This is a genomic window from Pseudomonas sp. ADAK13, from assembly GCF_012935715.1.
Classification (GTDB): domain Bacteria; phylum Pseudomonadota; class Gammaproteobacteria; order Pseudomonadales; family Pseudomonadaceae; genus Aquipseudomonas.
In genome coordinates this window covers 6198541-6220390 of record NZ_CP052860.1, presented here as the reverse complement: position 1 = coordinate 6220390, position 21850 = coordinate 6198541, and the positions used below count along the sequence as shown (strand labels likewise).

General features: G+C 61.8%; 24 protein-coding genes. 14 read left to right on the top strand and 10 right to left on the bottom strand.

The features are described 5' to 3' along the window. Window positions 1-60: 60 nt before the first annotated feature. Entirely contained in the window at window positions 61-612 is a 552-nt protein-coding gene (locus HKK54_RS28565; protein WP_010171490.1) for a DUF2569 domain-containing protein, read from the bottom strand. Between the two features lie 397 nt (window positions 613-1009). Here HKK54_RS28565 and HKK54_RS28560 point away from each other — a divergent pair, with 397 nt between their 5' ends. Beyond that, window positions 1010-1432 carry a hypothetical protein gene (locus tag HKK54_RS28560; protein ID WP_169388636.1) on the top strand — a complete coding sequence of 141 codons (423 nt, stop codon included), beginning with the start codon at window positions 1010-1012 and terminating at the stop codon, window positions 1430-1432. Between the two features lie 65 nt (window positions 1433-1497). Next, complete coding sequence (locus HKK54_RS28555; protein WP_169388635.1) at window positions 1498-1920, top strand: TonB family protein; 423 nt, start codon at window positions 1498-1500, stop codon at window positions 1918-1920. 129 nt (window positions 1921-2049) lie between these two features. Here the strand turns inward: HKK54_RS28555 and deoC are convergent, their stop codons facing one another. Beyond that, window positions 2050-2730 carry a deoxyribose-phosphate aldolase gene (deoC, locus tag HKK54_RS28550; protein WP_169388634.1) on the bottom strand — a complete coding sequence of 227 codons (681 nt, stop codon included), beginning with the start codon at window positions 2728-2730 and terminating at the stop codon, window positions 2050-2052. 143 nt (window positions 2731-2873) lie between these two features. On the opposite strand from deoC, the gene deoR reads away from it, so the two are divergent. From deoR to HKK54_RS28510, 8 genes are all read left to right on the top strand, one after another. Then, window positions 2874-3632 carry a DNA-binding transcriptional repressor DeoR gene (gene deoR / locus HKK54_RS28545; RefSeq protein ID WP_169388633.1) on the top strand — a complete coding sequence of 253 codons (759 nt, stop codon included), beginning with the start codon at window positions 2874-2876 and terminating at the stop codon, window positions 3630-3632. Between the two features lie 172 nt (window positions 3633-3804). Further along, complete coding sequence (locus HKK54_RS28540; protein WP_003207745.1) at window positions 3805-4779, top strand: substrate-binding domain-containing protein; 975 nt, start codon at window positions 3805-3807, stop codon at window positions 4777-4779. 93 nt (window positions 4780-4872) lie between these two features. Next, window positions 4873-5889 carry a galactitol-1-phosphate 5-dehydrogenase gene (locus tag HKK54_RS28535; RefSeq protein ID WP_029615928.1) on the top strand — a complete coding sequence of 339 codons (1017 nt, stop codon included), beginning with the start codon at window positions 4873-4875 and terminating at the stop codon, window positions 5887-5889. A 99-nt stretch (window positions 5890-5988) separates the two neighbouring features. Then, complete coding sequence (locus HKK54_RS28530) at window positions 5989-7509, top strand: FGGY-family carbohydrate kinase (RefSeq protein WP_169388632.1); 1521 nt, start codon at window positions 5989-5991, stop codon at window positions 7507-7509. Further along, window positions 7506-8492, top strand: coding sequence for a sugar-binding transcriptional regulator (locus tag HKK54_RS28525; RefSeq protein WP_010171473.1), 987 nt, complete (start codon window positions 7506-7508; stop codon window positions 8490-8492). The genes HKK54_RS28530 and HKK54_RS28525 overlap by 4 nt, the downstream gene beginning before the upstream one ends. Next, window positions 8485-9981 carry a sugar ABC transporter ATP-binding protein gene (locus HKK54_RS28520; RefSeq protein ID WP_169388631.1) on the top strand — a complete coding sequence of 499 codons (1497 nt, stop codon included), beginning with the start codon at window positions 8485-8487 and terminating at the stop codon, window positions 9979-9981. Before HKK54_RS28525 ends, HKK54_RS28520 begins: the two co-directional genes overlap by 8 nt. Further along, on the top strand, window positions 9978-11006 hold the full coding sequence (locus HKK54_RS28515) for an ABC transporter permease (RefSeq protein WP_169388630.1): 1029 nt from the start codon (window positions 9978-9980) through the stop codon (window positions 11004-11006). The genes HKK54_RS28520 and HKK54_RS28515 overlap by 4 nt, the downstream gene beginning before the upstream one ends. A gap of 10 nt (window positions 11007-11016) precedes the next feature. After that, entirely contained in the window at window positions 11017-11706 is a 690-nt protein-coding gene (locus HKK54_RS28510; RefSeq protein ID WP_169388629.1) for an HAD-IA family hydrolase, read from the top strand. Between the two features lie 5 nt (window positions 11707-11711). Here HKK54_RS28510 and HKK54_RS28505 read toward each other — a convergent pair whose 3' ends face one another. Next, window positions 11712-12233 (bottom strand): GNAT family N-acetyltransferase, encoded by a 522-nt coding sequence (locus HKK54_RS28505; RefSeq protein WP_169388628.1) that lies wholly within the window; start codon window positions 12231-12233, stop codon window positions 11712-11714. A 115-nt stretch (window positions 12234-12348) separates the two neighbouring features. Here HKK54_RS28505 and HKK54_RS28500 point away from each other — a divergent pair, with 115 nt between their 5' ends. Then, window positions 12349-12540, top strand: a complete 192-nt coding sequence (locus tag HKK54_RS28500; RefSeq protein WP_023658809.1) for a hypothetical protein — start codon at window positions 12349-12351, stop codon at window positions 12538-12540. A 188-nt stretch (window positions 12541-12728) separates the two neighbouring features. Here the strand turns inward: HKK54_RS28500 and HKK54_RS28495 are convergent, their stop codons facing one another. Then, on the bottom strand, window positions 12729-13013 hold the full coding sequence (locus HKK54_RS28495) for a hypothetical protein (RefSeq protein ID WP_169388627.1): 285 nt from the start codon (window positions 13011-13013) through the stop codon (window positions 12729-12731). 234 nt (window positions 13014-13247) lie between these two features. Here HKK54_RS28495 and HKK54_RS28490 point away from each other — a divergent pair, with 234 nt between their 5' ends. Next, complete coding sequence (locus HKK54_RS28490; protein WP_169388626.1) at window positions 13248-13703, top strand: GFA family protein; 456 nt, start codon at window positions 13248-13250, stop codon at window positions 13701-13703. A 1-nt stretch (window position 13704) separates the two neighbouring features. Here HKK54_RS28490 and HKK54_RS28485 read toward each other — a convergent pair whose 3' ends face one another. Further along, window positions 13705-14232 (bottom strand): DinB family protein, encoded by a 528-nt coding sequence (locus tag HKK54_RS28485; protein ID WP_169388625.1) that lies wholly within the window; start codon window positions 14230-14232, stop codon window positions 13705-13707. Window positions 14233-14356: 124 nt separating this feature from the next. On the opposite strand from HKK54_RS28485, the gene HKK54_RS28480 reads away from it, so the two are divergent. Continuing rightward, window positions 14357-15076, top strand: a complete 720-nt coding sequence (locus HKK54_RS28480; RefSeq protein WP_169388624.1) for a tellurite resistance TerB family protein — start codon at window positions 14357-14359, stop codon at window positions 15074-15076. Between the two features lie 200 nt (window positions 15077-15276). Here HKK54_RS28480 and HKK54_RS28475 read toward each other — a convergent pair whose 3' ends face one another. From HKK54_RS28475 to HKK54_RS28455, 5 genes are all read right to left on the bottom strand, one after another. Beyond that, entirely contained in the window at window positions 15277-16080 is an 804-nt protein-coding gene (locus HKK54_RS28475; RefSeq protein WP_169388623.1) for a hypothetical protein, read from the bottom strand. A gap of 144 nt (window positions 16081-16224) precedes the next feature. Continuing rightward, window positions 16225-16572, bottom strand: coding sequence for a DUF2493 domain-containing protein (locus HKK54_RS28470; RefSeq protein ID WP_010171459.1), 348 nt, complete (start codon window positions 16570-16572; stop codon window positions 16225-16227). Window positions 16573-16603: 31 nt separating this feature from the next. After that, complete coding sequence (locus tag HKK54_RS28465) at window positions 16604-16807, bottom strand: hypothetical protein (protein WP_237151010.1); 204 nt, start codon at window positions 16805-16807, stop codon at window positions 16604-16606. 60 nt (window positions 16808-16867) lie between these two features. Further along, the gene (gene mgtA / locus HKK54_RS28460; protein ID WP_010171455.1) at window positions 16868-19582 is read right to left on the bottom strand and encodes a magnesium-translocating P-type ATPase; all 2715 of its coding nucleotides are present in this window, start codon (window positions 19580-19582) and stop codon (window positions 16868-16870) included. 246 nt (window positions 19583-19828) lie between these two features. Beyond that, complete coding sequence (locus tag HKK54_RS28455; RefSeq protein WP_010171453.1) at window positions 19829-20122, bottom strand: hypothetical protein; 294 nt, start codon at window positions 20120-20122, stop codon at window positions 19829-19831. Window positions 20123-20532: 410 nt separating this feature from the next. On the opposite strand from HKK54_RS28455, the gene HKK54_RS28450 reads away from it, so the two are divergent. Beyond that, window positions 20533-21840, top strand: a complete 1308-nt coding sequence (locus HKK54_RS28450) for an MFS transporter (protein WP_169388622.1) — start codon at window positions 20533-20535, stop codon at window positions 21838-21840. Window positions 21841-21850 lie beyond the last annotated feature (10 nt).

Sequence of the window (21850 nt, the reverse complement as noted above, 5' to 3'; positions counted from 1 at the left end):
CTGACTGAGGGTGGGCCCGGCCTGGTGCCGGGCGTGCGCAGCTTGATTGCGTTGCGGCTGTTAATCGCCACTTCCCATGTTATTGCCGGCGACGATCTCCGTCTGAACGACCGGGTTCGGCTTCGCCTCAGGCCTGGATTCTACAAACGTTGCCTTTACCCTTTTAGAGACGAGCATGTAAGGAATCCATATGGCGGCGGACACTAATCCCCGCATAAATTCTTTTACGGTGTTGACGTCGAATGTGGGTTGACCAGGCATGATAAGTGAGACAAACCAGGCGTCCAAAGGGATGAAAATAACGGCGGCGGTGAGTGTGGCTATATAAATTTTTGGGAATAAGTAGTGCTTTGAGAAAAACAGATAGGCCAGATACAGATACGTCAAGGTCAGCAGGGAGTTGAAGACCGCTTCAAAAATCAACAGCGCGCCCCAGAACGGATTGTAAAACGTTGTTCCAGGGGTCGTGACGCTGTCAAATGTGCCGTTTGTGAAAATAGAGTAGTACAACGGGATGAAGAGATAGGCCAGGCGGAAAACGCTAAAGATCAAGCCGATTCCAACTAATATCAGCCAGCCACTCAATCCTTTTAAATCTGTATTGTTTTGCATGTTCATTCCGTAAACAGTTGAGTTACTGACGAGGGGTAGATCACCTGCGGCGCACGACTCTTCGCGCGGAAGATGACGTTCGTTTAGCTTCCGGCAAATGGAGTGGGTGATAAGTCGGCATACTATATCGGATTGACCCGGCATGCCCATGAGCAATACCTGCCTCCCGCACCAGCCCGGTATCTGCACGCAAATGCCCGGTCCTTATCACCTCTGCACACGCCGCTCGTTGATCCAGGCGAATCAAAGAATGGCGGTCATTCCCGGCTGAGCACAGACGTGGCCGGCGACTTTCCGGATAATCACCGCCAGCCCGGGCATTACCGCGGTTAACGCGTTAAAGTATTGCGCTAAAGCGCCGATGAACCAGGATCTATAGCGGAATTGGATATTTGAGATGATCACTAACGTCAGCAGTCTCGCTTCAGTGCCCACCAGCCCAACCCCAGCCGGCGTTAGCGACAGCTCCAAGACCGACGACCCTGGCGCCTTGAACGTAAGCCCGGGCGCAGAGGCCAAGAGTGCGCCGGCTGCAGGTGGCGGCCAGGCGGCATCGACGTCGCAGGAGTCCGACACCGTCAAGGAACTGAAAAAGCAGATTGCGGAGCTGCAGAAGCAGCTTCAAGAGCAGCAGCAAAACATGCAGAAGGCTCAGGCCAGCAATCAAAGCGCCGACGCCAAAGCTGCAGCCGTGGCAGCCGCCCAGACGCAGATTGCCGCCACGGCAGCAGCGTTGCAGTCGGCGTCTTCGGCGTTGTTGCAAGCGGTCACTTCCGAGGGTGGAAGCAGTACCGGTTCAATCGTCAGTACCACCGCCTGAGACGCAGCATAGCGTCGGCTGATTAGCCTCACTTAGTACACCAGAACGTCAACGGAACTGCGTTTATGAAATACAGCTGGATCGCACTTGTCTTACTGCTTTGTGCCTGCACAAGCGGGCCCAACCACCAGGAACAAAGGGCAGAGCAGCGCTTATGGGAATATCAGTTGCTCACCCACCTTAACCGGTTCAAGTCCTACCCTGAAGAAGCTCGCCTGCAAGGGCTGACCGGTCTGGTCAGAGTGGCCTTTGTCGTCGACGCCAAAGGCAACCTGATACGCCACAAAATCGTCAGCCATACCGGCTCGGATGTGTTCGTCGGGGCAGTGGAGGCATTTATTCCGGCGGCATCGCCAGTGCCTGCGCCTCCACCCTCAATGCTGCTCAAAGGTGAAATTGAAGTGGTGGCGCCCTTCGTATTCTGCCTTGAGCAGACATGCAGCGGTATGGCGCCACGCAGCTCCAGCAATAACGTCATCGCTCGCTAGGGGCAAATCCCGGGCAAAGAAAAGCCCGCGATGGGGAGCGCGGGCTTAAAGGTTTTCACCAGGAGCTGAGGTGACCATAGGCGCCCGACTGTGAAAGAGTTGTGAAAGGGCGCCAGCGTTGCACTGAATTCAGTAAGCGCCCGCAGCCGCCTTTGCGCCGCTGACGATGGCGATCCCGGAACTGCTGCCCAAGCGGGTGGCGCCGGCTTCGATCATCGCCTGGGCCGTCGCCAGGTCGCGCACGCCGCCTGAAGCCTTCACGCCGATCTGCCCACCCACCACGCCGCGCATCAGGCGCACATCCGCCAACGTCGCTCCGCCATGGCCAAAGCCGGTGGAGGTCTTGACGAATGCCACGTTCAGCTCGCGGCAGACGGTGCAGGCTTCGGTCTTCTGTTGGTCATCAAGCAACCCGGTTTCGAGGATGACTTTCAGCGGCACCGCGCCGCAGGCCGCCAGTACCTGGGCAATATCGTCGCGAACCTGATCCAGCAGGCCGTCCTTCAGCCAGCCGATGTTCAGCACCATGTCGATCTCGCCCGCACCGGCCTCGATCGCAAGCTTTGCTTCATACGCCTTGGCTGCACTCAAGCCTGCACCCAGCGGGAAACCCACCACCGCACACACCAGCGGTGCAGCGTCGCGCAGGCATTCAGCGGCCAGCGGCACGTTGGCACTGTTGACGCACACGGACTTGAAGCCATGCTCGCGAGCCTCGTCGCACAGTTGGCGAATGCTCGCCTGGGAGGCATCGGCGGCCAGCAGGGTGTGGTCGATATAGGCCGCGAGCGGCAACGGATCAGTCGGCATGGCAAGTGTCCTGTCAGGATGAGGTGCTGGGAAAAGCCGGTTTGTGTTAAGTTGGATGCATTAAATGTGAAATAAATAACATTGTAAATGGAATTTGTGACTGCCCTGATCAAGGGCGTGCATTCAACGAGGGCTGGAACGCAGTGGATTCAAAGAAAAGCGAAAGATTTCGGGCCATGCACAAGGCCTTGCAGGGCGAGTCGGCGGTTCACCTGCGGGACATGGCCGTATTGCTGGGTGTATCGGAGATGACCCTGCGCCGCGACCTGGCAGACAGCCCGCAGGGCCTGCGTTTGCTGGGCGGTCACGTCACCCGTAGCGGGCCGCCGGAGCCCGACTACCAGGTGGCCGAACAGGATCAGCGCCACGTCGCCGAGAAGCGTCAGATCGGCGCACTGGCCGCCAGCCTGGTAAGGCCCGGCGACACGGTGTTTATCGATTGCGGCACCACCACGCCGTTCATAATCGAGGCGTTGCCGGATGACCTGGAATTCACCGCGCTGTGCAATTCCCTCAACGTATTGCTCAAGCTCCAGCAAAAGCCCCACTGCACCATCATCCTCTGCGGCGGCACCTTTCACCGGCGCAACATGGTCTTCGAAAGCCATGCCGAGGCGGGCATCCTGGACGGCATCCGCGTGGCCTGGGCCTTTATTTCCGCGGCGGGCGTGAGCGCGGCCCACGGCGTGACCTGCTACAACCTCAATGAAGTGGAGGTCAAGCGCCGGGTCATGGCACGGGCACAAACCTGCGTGCTGGTGGCCGACCACAGCAAGTTCGACGAGGTACGCGCCGCGCACTTTGCCGAGCTGTCGGACTTCCAGCGGGTGGTCAGTGACCCCGGCCTTCAGGCGGCACAGCAGCAGGTGATCAAGGACAGCGGGGCGATCCTGCTGATCTGATTCAAATGGTATTGTGATTTTTATTTCATTTGTTTGGAATCTAACAAATTAGCCTTGACACCCTCGGGAGCAAGGCATAGTTTTTCAAATGTGATCGCGGTTCACATTTGTGAGCATGGCCTCGCTGAAGGCCATGCCCGACTCCTGACAACAATAAAAAATAGGAATCACCATGCTCCAGATAGCCCGTAAACCTGTTCATGTGCTGGCCCTTGCACTGGCTGTCGCGGCCTCGGCGCTGGCGCTGAACGCCCAGGCCAAGGATCTGAAGATCGGTTTCAGCCAGGTCACCCTGCAATCTCCCTTCTATGTACAGCTGCGCGATGGCGCCAAGGCCGCCGCGGCCAAGGGCGGCGACGAGCTGATCTTCCTCGACGCCAACGGCGATATCAGCAAGCAGAACAACGACATCCAGGACCTGCTGACCCGCAAGGTCGACATCCTCATCATCAACGCCGTGAACCCCGACGCCGTAGGCGCCGCCCTCGACGCTGCCAAGCGCGCCAAGGTGCCGGTGATTGCCGTCGACCGCGCAATCAATGCGCCGGTGGCTACCACCATCGGCCGCAACAATGCCGAGATGGGCGAGCTGTCCGGCAAGGCCTTGCTCGCCGCCCTCAAGCAGCGCGGCGTGACCAAAGGCAAGATCATCGAGATCCAGGGCGATGCCGGCGGCACGGTGATGAAAGAACGCCGCAAGGGCTTCCACACCGCCCTGGCCGGCACCGACTTCAAGATCATCGACGGCCCTTACAGCGAGTACATGCGCGCCAACGCCGTCACGGCGATGCAGGATTTGCTGCAAGCGCACCCCGACCTCAAGGCCGTGATCGCGCATAACGACGACATGGCCATGGGCGCGCTGCAAGTGCTCACCGAAAGCGGCAAGAAAGACGTGCTGGTGGCCGGGATCGATGGCTTGTCCGAGGCCTTGAATGCCATCCAGAGCGGCGATCAATACGTGGCCACCGCCCTCAACGACCCGCGCTACCTGGGCGAGGTCGCCATTGAAGCCGCGCGGGCCCTGGCGGCCGGCAAATCGGTGCCCAACTTTGTCGACGCCGGCACCCAGGTGGTGACCAAGGCCAACGTGGCGGAGGTCAAGCATGACTCTACCTTCGGCGAATACCGCCCCGGCGCGCTCTGACGGATTTGCGCCGCCACCTTATGGATTTTTGCGGGCACCTCTTGCGAGAGGTGCCTGTTCGAACGCACTCGTCACTCAACAGAGGAATTCACTGTGAAAGCTGCCGTCATGTACCAACCGGGCGATATCCGGGTCGAAGAGGTTCCAAAACCGGCGGTCAAGGCCGGCCATGCGCTGGTCCGGGTCGCAGCCTGCGGCGTGTGCGGCTCGGATATCCCGCGCATGCTGAGCAAGGGCGCCCACGTGATGCCGCTGATTTGCGGCCATGAATTCGCAGGCTTCATCGAAGAGATCGGCAGCGGCGTCGAAGGCTACGTCATCGGCGAGCTGGTGACCGTGCCGCCGATGATCCCGGACGTCAGCAGCGACCAATATGCCCGTGGCTTTCCGTCCCGTTCGGAGCGCTACGATTACTTCGGCAGCCGCCGCGACGGCGCGTATGCCGAGTACGTCAACGTGCCGCTGAGCAACCTGATCAAGGTGCCCCAAGGCATGGACCCGATTGCCGCGTCCCTGGTAGACCCGGCGGCGATTGCCCTGCATGCGATCTGGAAAGCCGACTTCAAGGCCGGGCAGAGCGGGGCAGTGGTGGGCTGCGGGCCGATCGGCCTGTTTGCGATTCAATGGCTGCGGATCATGGGCGCCAAGGACATCGTCGCCATCGACATCGCCGAAGAAAAACTCGCCATGGCCCGCCAGGCCGGCGCCACCCACACCCTGCTCAGCGGCGCGGCGGATGCCGAGCTGCCGCGTTGCCAACTGGTGATTGAAGCCGCAGGCCACCCCAGCTCCATCAACCAGGCCGTGCAACTGACCAAGGCCGGCGGGCACGTGGTGTTTATCGGCATTCCCACCAGCGACGTGGCCCTCAGCACCGCGACGTTCTCGCACTTCCTGCGCCAGGAAATCTCCCTGCACGGCGCCTGGAACTCGTTCTCGGCACCGTTCCCGGGTGACGAGTGGACGGCTTCCATCGACAAACTGGCTTCCGGTGAATTGCAGTGGCAGTTCATGATTACCCACGACTTGCCGCTGGATGAGTTGCCGGCGATGTTCAAGCGGTATGCCGATCGCAGTGAAGTGGCGGCCAAGGTGATTTTCCGTCCCTGAGCCATGCCGTTTGCTGTGTGTCGCCAAGCCCGACAGCGCGGAGCGTTGCCGGGCTTAAAACAAAAAGCGTCGTCGTAAAAAGACGCAGGAGGACTACCGATGACCTTGTTGTTGGGACTGGATTTCGGAACAGGTGGGGTGCGGGCCGGTTTGTATGACCTGCACAGCCACAAACTGGTGCACGTCGCCGAGGCGCCGTATGCCACGCAATACCCGCAGTTGGGCTGGGCCGAACAGGCGCCGGCGGATTGGTGGTCGGCATTGGGCAAAGCCTGCCGGCAGTTGATGGCCCAGGCCGGGCACCCGCAGGTGGCGGCGGTGTGCGTCGCCACCACAGCCTCCACCGTAGTGGTCGCCCAGGCAGACGGCCAACCCTTGGCCCCGGCACTCTTATGGATGGATTGCCGCGCCGCAGCCGAGTCGGCGCGCACCGCTCACGTCAGCCACCCGATGATGAACCAGGGCGGTGACGCGGTGGAGTGGCTGGTGCCCAAGGCCATGTGGCTGGCCGAGCACGAGCCCCAGGTGTACCAGCGCGCCGAGCGCATCTGCGAGGCGGTGGACTGGATCAACTTCCAGCTGACCGGGCGCTGGGTCGCCTCCCAATTGAATGCCAGCTGCAAGTGGAACTACGACACGCTTCAGCAGCGTTTTCCGGTGGAACTGTACGCCGAACTGGGCGTGCCGGAGCTGGCGCAAAAACTCCCTCAGGAAGTGATCAAGGTCGGCGGGCGTATCGGCCCGTTGAGCGCCGATGCCGCCAACCATCTGGGGCTGGGCCGCGACACCCTGGTGGCCCAGGGTGGCATCGATGCCCACATGGCAATGCTCAGTGCCGGCACCACCGGCGCCGGCGAGCTGTTATTCATCGGCGGTACTTCGGTGGTGCAATTGATGCACACCCCGCAACGGATCGATGTGCCGGGCATCTGGGGGCCGTATCCCGGCGCCTTGCTCGACGGCCAATGGCTGATGGAAGGCGGGCAGGTGTCCGCCGGTTCGATCCTCAACTGGCTGGCGCAAAAGATGTTCGGCCTCGACGATGCCGGGCACCAGCGCCTGATCCGCCAGGCTGCGCAACTGCAGCCAGGCTCCACCGGCTTGTTGGTGCTCGATTACTGGATGGGCAACCGCACGCCGTACCGTTCGCCGGACATGCGCGGGGCGATCATGGGCCTCTCGCTGAACCATGACCGGCATGACCTGTACCGCGCCTCGGTGGAAGCGATTGCCCTGGGCTCGGCAAACATCTTTCATACCTGGCGCTCCGAAGGCATCGAGATCACCCGTGTGGTCGCGGCAGGCGGCTTCCAGAAAAACCCGTTGTGGTTGCAGGCCACGGTGGACGCCACCGGTGTGCCGTTCGAAATGGTGCCCCACGACAACCTCACCCTGATCGGCACCGCAGCAGCGGCGGCTTGCGCCTTGGGCGAGTTCGGCAACCTGCAGGAGGCCGCCACCGACTTCACCACCATCGGCCGGCTGATCGAGCCGGACCCTTACGCCCACGAACAATACATCGAGCTGCTGGGCCGCTACCGCGCCGCCACCGACAGCGTCGCGCCCATCAGTTGCAAGCCGCCGGCGAACCGCACGCTCGGCGTAAGGCCGGCAGCATGAGCGCCCATCCTGAAGAATCATTTGCCACGCGGTTGTCGGCAGATTCCCAGCGCGATGACCTGATGGTCCAGGTGGCCAAGCTGTATTACGACCTGGAGAAAACCCAAAGCGATATTTCCCGGGAAACCGGCCTGACCCGCTGGCAGGTCAGCCGCCTGCTGCGCGAGGCGCGGGATTGCGGGGTGGTGCGCATCGATATCGTCGCCCGCTCGGCCCGCCTGCCGCAGCTGGAAGTGGCGTTGCAACGGCGCTTCGGCTTGCGTGAAGCGCTGGTGCTGGATGTAGAGGACGCCGACACCGCGCTGAACGTGGTGACCCAGGCCGCCGCCCGTTACCTGTGCAATTTGCAGCCGATGCCGGCACTGATCGGGGTGTCGTGGGGCCGCACCCTGACCAAAATGGCCCAGTGGCTGGTGCCGCGCTGGAACGAGGGCGTCAATGTGGTGCTGCTGAACGGCGCGATCAATACGCGCTCGATGGGGGAGCCCAGCCATAACGTTGCCGAGCGCTTCGCCCAGGCGGCTCGTGGCCAGGCCACGTTGCTGCCGGTGCCGGCGATCCTGGGGCATGCCCACACCCGCGAAGCGCTGGAGCAAGATCCGGTGATCGCCCAGGTCTTGCGCCTCGGCCAACAGGCGCCGGTGGCGTGTTTCAGCCTGGGGGAGTTGTCTGATCATTCGGTGCTGATGGAGTCGGGTTACATCGACCGCCCGCTGCTCGAAGCGCTGGAGCGCCTGGGCGCCGTCGGCGACATCATGGGCCGTTTTATCGGCATGGATGGCGAGCCGGTGATGCCCGAACTCGACGCCCGCACCCTGGGCCTGCCGTTGGCCGCGTTGCGCGACAAGGCCTGGTCCATTGCCGTGTGCGTCGGCGCGCAGAAGCACCGCATCGTCCACGCCAGCGTCAAGGCCGGCTACGTCAATGTGCTGGCCACCGACGCGGCGACCGCCCGTTATTTGCTGGAGCAGGATCATGAGTGAGTTGGCCCTGGATATCCGTCATGTCAGCAAGCGTTTTCCGCCCAATGTGGTGGCGCTGACTGACGCGTCCCTCGACGTTCGGCCGGGGGAGGTGCATTGCCTGCTGGGTGCCAATGGCGCGGGCAAAAGTACCTTGTTGAAAATCGTCGCCGGCGCTCATCGCCCGGATGGCGGCGAGATGTCGGTGGCCGGGCAGCGTGTGGAGTTGAAGAACCCGCAACAGGCGCGCCAGGCCGGGATCGCGATGATTTATCAGGAACTCGACCTGATCCCGCAGATGACCGTCGAAGAAAACCTGATGCTCGGCTACGCGCCCCAGCGCTTCGGGATTATTTCCCGGGGCAAGCGCACTGCCTTGGCCAAGGCCGCGCTGTTGCGGGTGGGGGCGAATTTCTCGAGCACCGACCGAGTGGGCAGCCTGTCGATTGCCAATCAGCAATTGGCGGCCATTGCCCGGGCACTGACCTGTGAGGCGAGACTGGTGGTGATGGACGAGCCTTCGGCGGCGCTGAACGAGACTGAACTCAAGCGGGTGTTCCAGGTGATCCGCGAGATCACGGCGGCCGGGGTGGCCGTGCTGTATGTCAGCCACCGGCTGAATGAAATCCGCGAGATCGGCGACCGGGTCACGGTGCTGCGCGCCGGGCGAACCCTGCAAACCCATGAGCTGGCGCAGATCGATGACCAGGCGCTGATTGCTGCCGTGGTCGGCGAACACCGCGACCTGCTGGAGCGCAGCCCGCGCCAGGCGCCCCGGGAAAACCTCGCGCTGAACATTCGCCGCTTGCAGGGCGAGCAGGGCCTGGACGTGCAAGGACTGGAAGTGCGCCAGGGTGAAATCGTCGGGCTTGCCGGGCTGAACGGAGCGGGGCGCAGCACCTTGCTCAAGGCCTTGTTTGGTGTGGGTCGCAACGACAGCGATGTCGAGCTGTTCGGCCAACCCTATCACCCGCAAACCTCGCGCCAGGCCATTCGCCAGGGCGTCGGGTTGGTACCGGAAAACCGCAAGACCGAAGGCCTGCTGCTGGACGCGCCGATCTACCGCAACGCGTGCCTGGTGCACACCCGGCACTTGAGCTGGTTTTCCCATCGCCAGGCCAAGGATCGCGCCGGCCCGGTGCTGCAACGCTTGCAGACCAAGCTCGACAACCTCGAGCAACCGGTGCGCCAGCTCTCCGGTGGCAATCAACAGAAAGTGGTCATGGCCAAGTGGGTGATCGACGGCGCACGGCTGTTGCTGCTGGACGAGCCCAGCCGCGGCCTGGATGTCGGCGCCAAGGCCGACCTCTACGCCCTGGCCCGCAGCCTGGCGCAGGAAGGGGCGGCGGTGCTGGTGGCCAGCAGCGAGCTGGATGAGTTGTACGTCAATTGCGACCGCATCTGGGTGATGCACGAGGGGCGCAATGCGCTGTGTTTCGACCCCTTGAGTGCCAGCCGCGACCAGATCGACCAGGCCATCCTTATCGGTAAAACGAGTGTAGAACCATGACTATTGCGAGCAATCCAAGCCCGGTTTTCGATAAGCCTGTCGCCCTCGCCAGCCGCCGTCGCAGTGCGGTGCTGGAATGGGTGATGCGCTACAACTTCGTGTTCATTTTCCTGTTTGCCGTGGTGGTGGCGACGTTCCTGTCGGATGACTTCCTGACCTTCGGCAACATCGCCAACCTGTTCCAGCAGGGGGCGATTGTGGGGATCATTGCCATCGGCATGACCTTCGTCATCCTCACCGCCAATATCGATCTTTCAGTGGGCAGCCTGTGCGCCTTCGGCGGGATTCTGGTGGCCGTGCTCCTGCAACAGCAGGTCAGCGGTTGGCTGGCGGTGCCGGCCACGTTGCTGGTGGGCCTGGCCATCGGCACCTTGATGGGCAGCCTGACGGTGTTTGGCAAAGTGCCGAGTTTTATCATCACCCTCGCCGGGTTGGTCTCGTTGCGCGGGGCTACGTTCCTGGCGTCCGATGGAGCGCCGATTGGCGGGTTGCCGGCCAGCTTTACGGCGTTCGGCTCGGCGATGATCGACATCTTGCCCAGCGCGGGTATCGCGTTCCCGGTGCTGGGGCTGATCTTTATCCTGATCACCGTCATCGCCTGGCTGGTGCTGCGCTACACGGTGTTTGGCGAGTATGTGCTCGCCACCGGCGGCAACCTGGAGGCTGCGCGGCTGTCCGGGGTGCCGGTGCGTGCGGTGACGATTGCGGTGTTCGCCATCTGCGGCGGCCTGGCGGCGTTTGCCGGCTTGTTGATGACCTCACGCCTGCACGTCGGCCAGCCGACCGCCGCCCAAGGCCTGGAACTGGATGCGATTGCCGCCGTGGTGCTGGGCGGCACCAGCCTGTTCGGCGGGCGCGGCAGTGTGGTGGGCACGGCGGTGGCGGTGATGCTGCTGCAGGTGCTGCGCAATATCTTCAACCTGCTGGGGCTGGGCTCGTTCTATCAGATGGCGATCACCGGGGTGATCATCGTGCTGGCGATTTTGCTCAACCGCTTGATCGACCATTATGCCGGCCGTACTTGAGGGCACCTTGATGAATGCACCGCGACCCGCGCCGATCAAGGCTGTGATCTTCGACATGGACGGCCTGCTGCTCGACACCGAAGGCATCTACACCGAAGTCACCCAGATGATTGCCGACCGCTACGGCCTCACGTTTGACTGGAGCATGAAGCAGAACACCATCGGCCTGGGGGCCTATGAGCTCGCCAGCTATATCGTGCAGGCCGTGGGCTTGCCGATGAGCCCCGAGGCGTTCCTGCAGGAACGCACGCCGTTGATGAATGCGCGCTTTCCACAAGCGGCGGCGATGGCCGGGGCCCAGGCGCTGGTGCGGCATTTGTCGGCCCACGGTGTGCCGATTGCGGTGGGCACCAGCTCATCGCGGCATTATTTCGAGCTGAAAACCACCTTGCACCGGGAGTGGTTCGCCTTGTTCGACGCCATCGTTACGGCGGATGACCCGCAGGTGGGTGCCGCCAAGCCGGCGCCGGACATCTTCCTGGTGGCCGCCGAACGGCTGGGTGTGGCGCCGGCTGACTGCCTGGTGTTCGAGGATTCGCCATTCGGCATCACGGCGGCCAAGGCGGCGGGGATGTACGCCGTTGCCATCCCGGACCCGGCTATGCCGCAGGAGAAGTTCCTGCATGCGGACGGTCGACTGCTGAGCCTGGAGGCGTTTGACCTGCAAGCTTGGGGCTTGCCGTTACCCGATGCAGGATGAGCCTTTTACCGGGCCAAGCGGTGGGACATGACCACCATTGGGATCGCTGTGATGTCGGTGCTGAAAGGGATTTCTGCCAGGCGTTCAAACCCGTAGCGTTGATAAAAGCGTTGGGCGCTTTCGTTGGTTTTGAGTACTTCGAGCCATAACAGCGGTTGCAGGTGGGTGCGTGCGAGCTGGTGTACGTGGTCCAGCAACTGCTGGCCGTAACCATTACCGGCCGCGGACTTCAGGAAATAGATCTTTTGCAGTTCGGCGCCTGCTTTATCGCTGCCCGGAACCTCCCGGTCCCAGTTGACCTTCGCGAACCCGACGGCACGTGCCTGTTCATCCTGGGCGAGTAACCAACAATGTGCCGAGGGACGCTCAAGGGTGTCTTGCAGCGATTCGGGGGAGAAGTCCTTGTCCAGGAAGCCCTGCATGCCCGCCGGGCTCCAGATGGCCGAGAAATGCTCGGTGTAGGTCTGGATGCCAATGTCACGCAGCACTGCAACATCGCTGACCGTCGCCTGTTTGATAGTGATCATCTTCCCTGCTCCATGAAGTGCACGCCTGTGCGACGCCCGGTAGGTTACACCGCTTTACCCGGGTGTATGGTAGACCGGGCAAACACCTGGATTATCTCTGGAGAGAGAGGTGACTATGAGCACTCCCATGCTGAACAAGCTGCATCTCAACGGCTACGACATCGTGCAGGTCAACAGTGGCCCGTGGCGGGTCTGTACCAAGGCTGATCGGCTGGCGTCCTTCGGTTCCCGTGAGCAGGCACTGGCGTATGCTGCTGCACTGCCGGGTTACAAGGCGCGGTCGAGGCCCGTTGCCAATGATGCGTGAACCCTCAACAGCCTCGGCCAGTCCGGGGCTTTTTATTGGGAGGTGATTGGGTGATGCATACCTGTGGCGAGGGAGCTTGCTCCCGCTGGACCGGGCTGGCGCTCCAGTGCGAAGCGCTCCCTGGATTTTGGGGCCGCTACGCAGCCCAGCGGGAGCAAGCTCCCTCGCCACGGTGTGTCCTGTACAGCCTAGACGAATGGCTGGCCGCTGAAGCCGCGTGGCAGGCGTTGACGGCCTGGCAGATCGGTCAGGCGTTGGGTCCAGGCGCTGCGCCAGTCACCGGCGGCATGGGCGACTTTGGATCGGCGTGCGGCACGCCGGGCGGCGTTGCGTTGGGTGCGGCGGGCTTCTTTGTAGGCTTCGGTATTACGGCAGGTACGGCATTTGACCCGCTTCAGCTCGGTGCTGGAAGGGAGGTTGTTGCCGTGATGACCGCAGGCAAGATGCCCGGCGACCTTGAAGTGAATGACCATGTAAGCGTCTCCTTCTTGGGGGATGCGTCGCACCGGTAATCTGCTGATGCGCGCGGGCAGGGCGGGCAGCTGTTGGCTGATTTCACCGCTCTGTCTTTTTTATGACAGTTCGCTGCCCCAGGCGTTCGTTTGAGGGTATTGCGCCCCCGTCGGCACCCATAGAGCCTGCTGCTGTTCGTGACGCACCCGCTCGTTTATTCTCCGGGCACACACACAATGTGACTGGAGTGGAAGATGAGTAATCAAGAGTCCCAGGAAGGTGGCTGCCGTTGTGATCGGGTGCGGTTTACCGTGACCGAAAAACCGTTGATCACCATGGCGTGCCACTGCACCGGCTGCCAGAAGATGTCGTCCAGCGCGTTCTCCCTGAGCGCGCTGATCCCCAGCAGCGGATTTACCATCACCCAGGGCAACCCGGTGATCGGCGGGCTGCACGGCGTAGACCGCCATTACTGCTGCCCGCACTGCATGAGCTGGATGTTTTCCCGCCCCAACGGCGTCGAGGATTTGATCAACCTGCGGCCCACCATGTTTGATGATGTCAGCGACTATGTGCCGTTCATTGAAACCTGGACCAGTGAAAAGCTGCCGTGGGCGACGACCCCTGCGCAGCACAGCTTTGCGCAGTTGCCGGAGCGAGAGAATTTCCCGGCATTGATACAGGCCTACGCCGAGTTTAACGCCGGTTGAACTAGTCGATCAGCGCCAGCAGGTCGGTGTCGCCCACGTCGCGCCCGGCCTGCGTCAGCAGCGTTGTTACCTGGCCCCGGTGGTGGGTCTGGTGATTGAAGAAATGCACCAGCAGTGCATGAAAATTCTTGTTCATGGCCGTGCCTGCCATGTTGCGGTACTGCAGCAGCTGCTCCAGGTCCGGCTCGGTGATCGATTGCGCCCATTCGATGATGAGTCGGTCGAGCCAGGCGCGGTGGGCCGACAGTTCTCGGATGTCAGCGAACGCCAGTTGGTCCAGGCGTGGCGGCACTTCCAGCGCGCTTAACGGCGCCAGCGCGGTAAATTGCGCCGGATGCTCGGCGAAACGCTTGAGCCAGACGCGATCGCCCAGGGCGAGGTGGTTCAGCGTGCCCAGGATCGAGCTGAAGAACGCGCCACGGTCGGCCATTAACGCCTCGTCGCTCAGGCCGCCGGCAGCCTCGTACACCTTGCGGTTCATCCACTGGTTGTAGCTCGCCATCAAGATAATCTGCTCGGTACGGGTCACGTGGTGCGTCCTCCATGGGGGGTTGGCAGCATGATAGTGCGTGCCTGCCGGGCGGTCATGGTGTTCTGGCGCAGCCGGTCTATTGTTGTTGATCTGGAACTCTGCGCCCTGGGAGGGTGACACCATGAATACCGGCGATCTACTGGAACAATTGCTGCGCGCTGGCCAGGCCTCGACGCGTCAGCAGGGCGGCGCTGCTCCGGCGTCCCAGGGCGGGCTCGGCGATTTGGGCGGGTTGCTCGGCGGCTTGCTGGGCGGCGGTGGCGCTTCAGCTTCCGGCGGCGGTGGCCTGGGCGGTTTGCTCGGAGGCCTGGGTGGCCTGTTGGGCGGAAGCCGTGCGGCGCCCCAAGGGCGCACCGGCGGCACCAACTATGCGGCGCTGGCCTCCCTGGGGATGATGGCGTTCCAGGCGTATCAGGCCTGGCAGCGGCAACAGGCGTCGGCACCGCAGCAGACCTTGCAAACGGTTGACCAATTGTCCGGCGCTCAGGTCGAGGAACACAGCCACGCCGTGTTGCGTGCGTTGATCGCGGCGGCCAAGGCCGATGGCGAGATTGATCAGCGCGAGCAGCAGATGATCTCGGCCGAGATCGGCAAGCACACCGATAATCCGCAGTTGCAGGCATGGCTGGATGCCGAGGTGGCCAAACCGCTGAATCCGGCGGACTTTGCCGAGTTTGCCGCAGACCCGGCGGTGGCGGCCGAGGTGTACCTGGTCAGTGTGATGCTGGTGGATGACCAGCAGGATGCGGAACGCAATTACCTGGATGAGCTGGCGGGGCAGTTGAAGATTGATCCTGCGTTGCAGGTGCATCTGGAGCAGCAGGCCAAAGGGCAGGTTTAGCCGCTGCGGCAAGTCTTGCGTCTGACACGTGTGGTGAGGGGGCTGTGGCGAGGGGGCTTGTCCCCCGTTGGGCTGCGAAGCGGCCCTGATTCATCCACCGCTGTATTTCTGAAAGATCGCGGTTGCCTTTCTGGGGCCGCTTCGCAGCCCAGCGGGGGACAAGCCCCCTCACCACAGGTTGTGTGTACTTCCCTTGGTTTTTAGAACCTGAGTGTAGCGCCGGTTGTCAGCCACTGATGCCGATCTCCGATCAAACTGCGCCCCACCACCAGGTCCACATCCACATTTTTACCGATATGCACCCTCGGCCCGGCTTGCCAGGCCTGGTCGCCGCCTTGCTGGCCGTAACGTTCGGCGATCAGCGTCAGTGAGTCGGCCAGGGTGTATTCAAGCCCGGTGCCCCAGGTCGGTCGATGGGTTTGGTCGCCGTCGTTATAGGCATGGCTCCAGCCCGCATTGAAGTTCAGTCGCAGGGCCTCCATGGGCTGCCAGGTAAACGGCACATTCAAGTCCGCACCATCAAACGAATGCTGGCGGTTCAGCGCGTAATGCACGCCGGCAGACGCGGCCAGTTCCAGGCCCAGGTCTTCCCGGGCCCACAACTGCGCCTTGAGCTGCGGATTCACCTGGGTTTCGCCCTCGCCATCATGGTTGGCCCGCGACACGGCGGCAGTCCACTGCAACCACGGAATGGCAGTGGAGGTGCACGCCGGCGCCAGGGTTTCGCTGTGGGTTGAGCCGTCGTGCCGATTGGCGGTGAACCAGGCGTCGACATTGCATTCGCCCGGGGCATTGATCGCGCCGTCGTCGACCACGTAGGAGCCGCCGGCCGCATAGGCATTTGACATCAGGCTGAGCACCAGCACGACGCCCAGGGTCACGCCAACGAAGATCAGATTACGCCGCACCGCTCGTAGCTTGGAGGCGGGCAGGGGATGGAAGGTAACGTGGGTGCTGCGGTTGCGGTATTTGGTGAAACCGTCAGGGGTGTGTTTCTTGTACATGGTGAACCTCGATCAACAGCCTGAGGCGTGTCCCGGCCGGATTTGGCAGGGACGCGCCGTGATTCAAATAGAAAAGGGTGTGCAACTGGGTACTGCTACAACTGGGTTCTTCGTTCATGTCTGGATGCTCCAGTAAGGGTTGATTCAGCTGTCTACCGTCAGCACATGGATGCCGCAGGCCTTGGCCTGGCTCACCAGTTCCGAGGTGTCGTCGCCACCGGGCAGCGCGATGATCACGTCGGGCCGGCTGTCGGTGAGCATGAACTGGTTGCGATGACGCTCGGCCTGCTTGCCATGGCGTTGCCAGTTGGGTGGGTAACGCACCACATCCACGCCGGTTTCCCGGGCCCAGTCCTCCACGTCGCTGCCCAGGAACTGGCTGCCGCCGTGGATCAATACCTGCACCGGGCGCAGGCGGTGGTAGGCGTCCAGCACCTGGCGGGACATTTTTGTATCGGCGTAATGACGACCTGCACAGATCAAGACGCGCATGGTGAAGTTTCCTTGTATTGCGTATTGCCATTTATCGACGCGGGCGCAGCAAGCGGAGGCAGGTGCTGTTCAACGTGCTGGAAAAGCCCAGCATGAAGCGCATTTCCACGGCGCTGAGCAGGTTGCGTACGTAAAGCCGTACGCCCAGCACCATCACCGCCTTGGCGGCTTGGGCGAGGCCGTACACCAGCATCGCGCGTGCGGCGTTGTCGAGGTAGCTCATGAGTCGGTTCATTGTCAGTCTCCGCAGGCGCTGGCTATCCATCGATAGCCAGCGCTTTTCAGGGGCGGTTGATCAGTACCACTGCTTGAAGCGGCGGATGTAGAGGGTTTTCATCAGCTGTGCCACGCAGCAGTAGGCGACCAGGGTGCCCACCAGCCATGGGAAGTACGCCAGTGGCAGCGGCTCCAGGCCCACCATCGCGCCCAGCGGCGAGAACGGTACGTAGATGCCCAGCCCGATCACGATGCACGTCATCATCATCACCGGCCATGCGGCGTTGCTCTGGAAGAACGGGATCTTGCGGGTGCGCAGCATATGCACCACCAGGGTTTGCGAGAGCAGCCCCTCGATGAACCAGCCGGACTGGAACAGGGTCTGCATTTCCACGCTGTTGGCCGAGAACACGTACCACATCAGGGCAAAGGTGGTCATGTCGAAGATCGACGAGGTCGGTCCGATCCAGATCATGAAGCGGCCAATGTTTTTCGCATCCCACTTGCGCGGCTTGGCCAGGTATTCCTTGTCCATCTTGTCCCACGGCAAGGCCAGCTGGGAGATGTCGTACATCAGGTTTTGCAGCAGCAGGTGGATCGACAGCATCGGCAGGAACGGAATGAATGCACTGGCCACCAGCACCGAGAACACGTTGCCGAAGTTGGAACTGGCGGTCATGTTCAGGTACTTCATGATATTGCCGAAGGTCTCACGGCCTTTCAGCACGCCTTCCTCCAGCACCATCAGGCTCTTTTCCAGCAGGATGATGTCGGCCGACTCCTTGGCGATGTCCGTCGCGCTGTCCACCGAGATACCCACGTCGGCGTCCCGCAGGGCCGGTGCATCATTGATGCCGTCGCCGAGGAAGCCCACGGTGTGGCCGTTGGACTGCAAGGTCTTGAGCACCCGGGACTTTTGCAGCGGCGTCAGCTTGGCAAACACCGTGCGTTCCTCAACCCGCAGCTTGAGGGTGGCGTCGTCCATCGCTTCGATTTCCACGCCCAGCAACGGCACGCCGGGCTCCAGGCCGACCTGGCGGCAGATCTTGCTGGTGACGATGGCGTTGTCGCCGGTGAGCACTTTGACCGCCACACCAATTTCGCGCAGGGCAGCGATGGCCGGGCCTGCGGTTTCCTTTGGCGGATCGAGGAAGGTCAGGAAACCACGGATCACCAGGTTGCGCTCATCGGCGGTGGTGTACTGGTTGCGCGCCAGCGCCTTTGGAATGTTGCGGGTGGCAACCACCAGCACCCGGAAGCCGTCTTCGTTGTAATCCTGGGCAATCGCCAGCAACTCGTTGCGACGACGATCATCCAGCTCGACGGCAACGTCACCCTCCATCACGTGGGTGGAAATACTCAGCATCTCCTCGACCGCGCCCTTGCACACCAGCAGGTGATCGTTTTGCGCGTCCTTGACCACAATCGACAGGCGACGACGGATAAAGTCGAACGGCAATTCATCGACCTTGCTGTAGGCGAACGGCACCTGGAACTTCGGGTTCTGTTCCGAGAACTGTACGACCGCCTGGTCCATCAGGTTCTTCATGCCGCTTTGGTGATGGCTGTTGAGCCAGGCCAGGGTCAGTACCGAGTCATCACGGTTGCCAAAGGCGTTGACGTGGTGCTCGAGGATGATCTTGTCCTGGGTCAGGGTGCCGGTCTTGTCGGTGCACAGCACGTCCATTGAACCGAAGTTCTGGATCGCGTTGAGGCGCTTGACCACCACTTTGCGCTTGGCCATGGCGGTTGCGCCCTTGGCCAGGTTGGCGCTGACGATCATCGGCAGCATTTCCGGGGTCAGGCCCACCGCAACTGCCAGGGCGAACAACAAGGCATCGCTCCAGTCACCCTTGGAGAAACCGTTGAGGAAAAACACGATCGGCGTCATCACCAGCATGAAGCGGATCAACAGCCAGCTGACGCTGTTCACCCCACGGTCAAATGCGGTTTGTACCCGGGAACCGACAATCGCCTTGGCCAGGGAGCCAAAGTAGGTGCGTGGGCCGGTGGCAACCACCACGGCTTTCGCCCGGCCGCTGACCACGTTGGTGCCCATGAAGCAGATGTTCGGCAAGTCCAGCAGGTTGCCCTGGTCTGCCGCCGTGGAGGTGGCGGATTTTTGCGTGACATCGCCGAGGGTGTCGTACTTCTCCACCGGCAAGGCTTCGCCGGTCAGCACGGCCTGGCTGATGAACAGGTCGCGGGACTCGATCAGGCGGATATCGGCCGGGATCATGTCGCCGGCTGACAGTTGCACGATATCGCCGGCCACCAGGTCGCGCATCGGCACTTCCCGCAGGGTCGGCGTGGAGCCCACTTGTTCGCGGCGCAACACCGTGGCAGTGGTGCGCACCATGGCTTTCAAGGCTTCGGCGGACTTGGCCGAGCGGTGTTCCTGCCAGAACCGCAGCAGGCTGCTGAGCATGACCATGGTCATGATAATGATGACCTTGGTCAGGTCGGCTTCTTCACCGGCCTGCAGCGGCAGCCAGTAATCGGTAACGAAGCTGATGCCGCCCAGGGTCAGCAGCACATAGATGAACGGGTTGTTCAGTGCCTGGAGGAATTGCACGATGGCGTGAGGCGGCTTGTCGTGGGCCACCTCGTTGTAGCCTTCACGTTGCAGGCGGGCAGAGGCGTCCAGTTCGGTCAGGCCATCCTTGGTTGCCCGGACATTGGCGAGGGTTGCCGAGAGGCCGTTCTGGGCTTCGCGGGCAGCACGCATCGACAGCTTGGTGTCGGTGTCGGTGCCGTTTTTCTTGTGCAGTTTCGGGTTTTTTACTGCGCTCATTGTGTGTACTCCTGTCGCCAATTTTTCGACAAAACATACCCGGTACTTACCTGATGACAGGCGAGCGAAAGCATGCCGAGTCGCTGACTTCGCGATCGGTTTAAATAAAGTGTTGAGTAACTTTCTAGAGGCCCGCTAACAGCGCGTTAGTTAACTAGCGCGCAGCGGGCTACTACTGGCTTCGTCCATAGAGAACTCCAGCTAAATAATTAACAGATAATCAGGAAGTTGCTGTTTCCAGCCGGCTTACGCCGCGCGAGCGTCCACGTAGAGGCTCAGCATCAGGCTCGCTTGCGCGACCAGGCCGGAAACGTCCCGTCTCTGTGGGTCTTGAGGGTCGGCGTGATCCCATTGCTGGACCAGGTGGCCGGTGGTGGGGCAGATACGCCAGTGGGCCAGGGGAGCCGGGCACACGCGGGGAGATGAGGTCACAAAAGCGCTGCGGGTAGGCGAAAAGCCTACGGGCTCGCGGCACAATTTGGCACGCAGGGCCGACGCCAGCGTACGCAGATCAGGCAAAGCAATCAGTTGAAAGGTCATAACACACCTCGGGACCGGACTGGCATCCGGTGAGGCAGTTACGTTGGAGCGTCAGGCTCTAGCGCAGCTTACTCGGCCGGAAAGGCGAGTCCCGTCATTTTCTCTGGGTTTTGCGCCCGATTCGCCGCATTCACGGTGATCGGACAGCGACTAGATACTGTGTCCATTGGCTTCTTTTGTGAGGTTAAAAAATGGCCCGGAGTTGCAGGCACGGGCAATCTACTCAGGCAGTTGCGGCCTGTCAACATTTAATGACTTAATTTGTTACCGGTTCAGAGTTCGTTCAGACAAAAGGGGAGGGAAGTTCTAGTATCCAATGCACTTATTGATAAATGATCTGTACCAGGTGGATAACGCGGAGTCACAATGCCGCAACAACTTCTATGTGTGTGCGCACGAGGCAACTTCCCATGTTCGATGTTCTCGGCAATAGAACCTATCGCCACTTGTTCCTGGCGCAAATCATCGCGCTGATCGGCACCGGCTTGACCACCGTTGCGCTGGGCTTGTTGGCGTTCGACCTGGCGGGTGCCCAGGCGGGCGCGGTGTTGGGCACGGCGCTGGCGATCAAGATGGCCGCCTATATCGGCGTTGCCCCGGTGGCCGCGGCCTTTGCCGAGCGCCTGCCACGTCGGGCGATGCTGGTGACCCTGGACCTGACCCGGGCGCTGGTGGCCCTGGCGCTGCCGTTTGTGACGCAGGTGTGGGAGATCTACCTGTTGATCTTTGTCCTGCAGTCAGCCTCGGCGGCTTTCACCCCGACCTTCCAGGCGACCATCCCGGACATCCTCACCGATGAAAAGCAGTACACGCAGGCGCTGTCCCTGGCTCGTTTGGCCTACGACATGGAAAGCGTGGTGAGCCCGATGCTGGCCGCCGCATTGCTGACGGTGATCAGCTTCCACAGCCTGTTTGCCGGTACGTCGGTGGGGTTTGTGGTGTCGGCGCTGCTGGTGTCTTCGGTGCTGCTGCCTCAGGCCCGGGCGATGGTGCCTCGCAGCATTTATGAACGCACCACCCGGGGCGTACGGATCTTCCTTGCGACACCGCGCCTGCGCGGGTTGTTGGCGTTGAACCTGGCGGTGGCGGCGGCCAGCTCCATGGTGATCGTCAACACCGTGGTGCTCGTGCAGTCGCGCTTTGAATTGCCGCAACGGTTTACTGCGATGGCGCTGGCGGCGTTTGGTGCGGGGTCGATGATTGCCGCATTGGCGTTGCCCGGGCTTCTGAAAAACATCAGTGACCGGGTGGCGATGTTGGCGGGGGGCGGGTTGTTGATAGTGGGGTTGAGCGCCGGTATCCAGTTGTCGGGTTACGGCCAGTTGTGGGTGTTGTGGTGTGTGCTGGGGGTTGGTTACTCGCTGGCGCAAACACCGGGAGGGCGTTTGTTGCGTCGTTCTGCGCACGCTGAAGATCGTCCGGCGTTGTTTGCCGCACAATTTGCGCTGTCTCACGTTTGCTGGTTGATCACTTATCCGCTGGCGGGTTGGTTGAGTGCCAATGCGGGGTTGGTGGCGTCGTTTGCCGCGATGGCGGTGATAGCGGTGTTGGCGCTGATGGCTTGCGTTTTTCTGTGGCGACCGGGTCATGAGCAAATCCAGATGTTCCATCGTCATGATGATCTGCCGGTGGGGCATCCGCACTTGGCGCTTAACCATGGCGGGGTGCACAGGCACGACTATGTTATCGATGATCTGCACCGGCGGTGGCCGGCTTGATCAGAGGCGT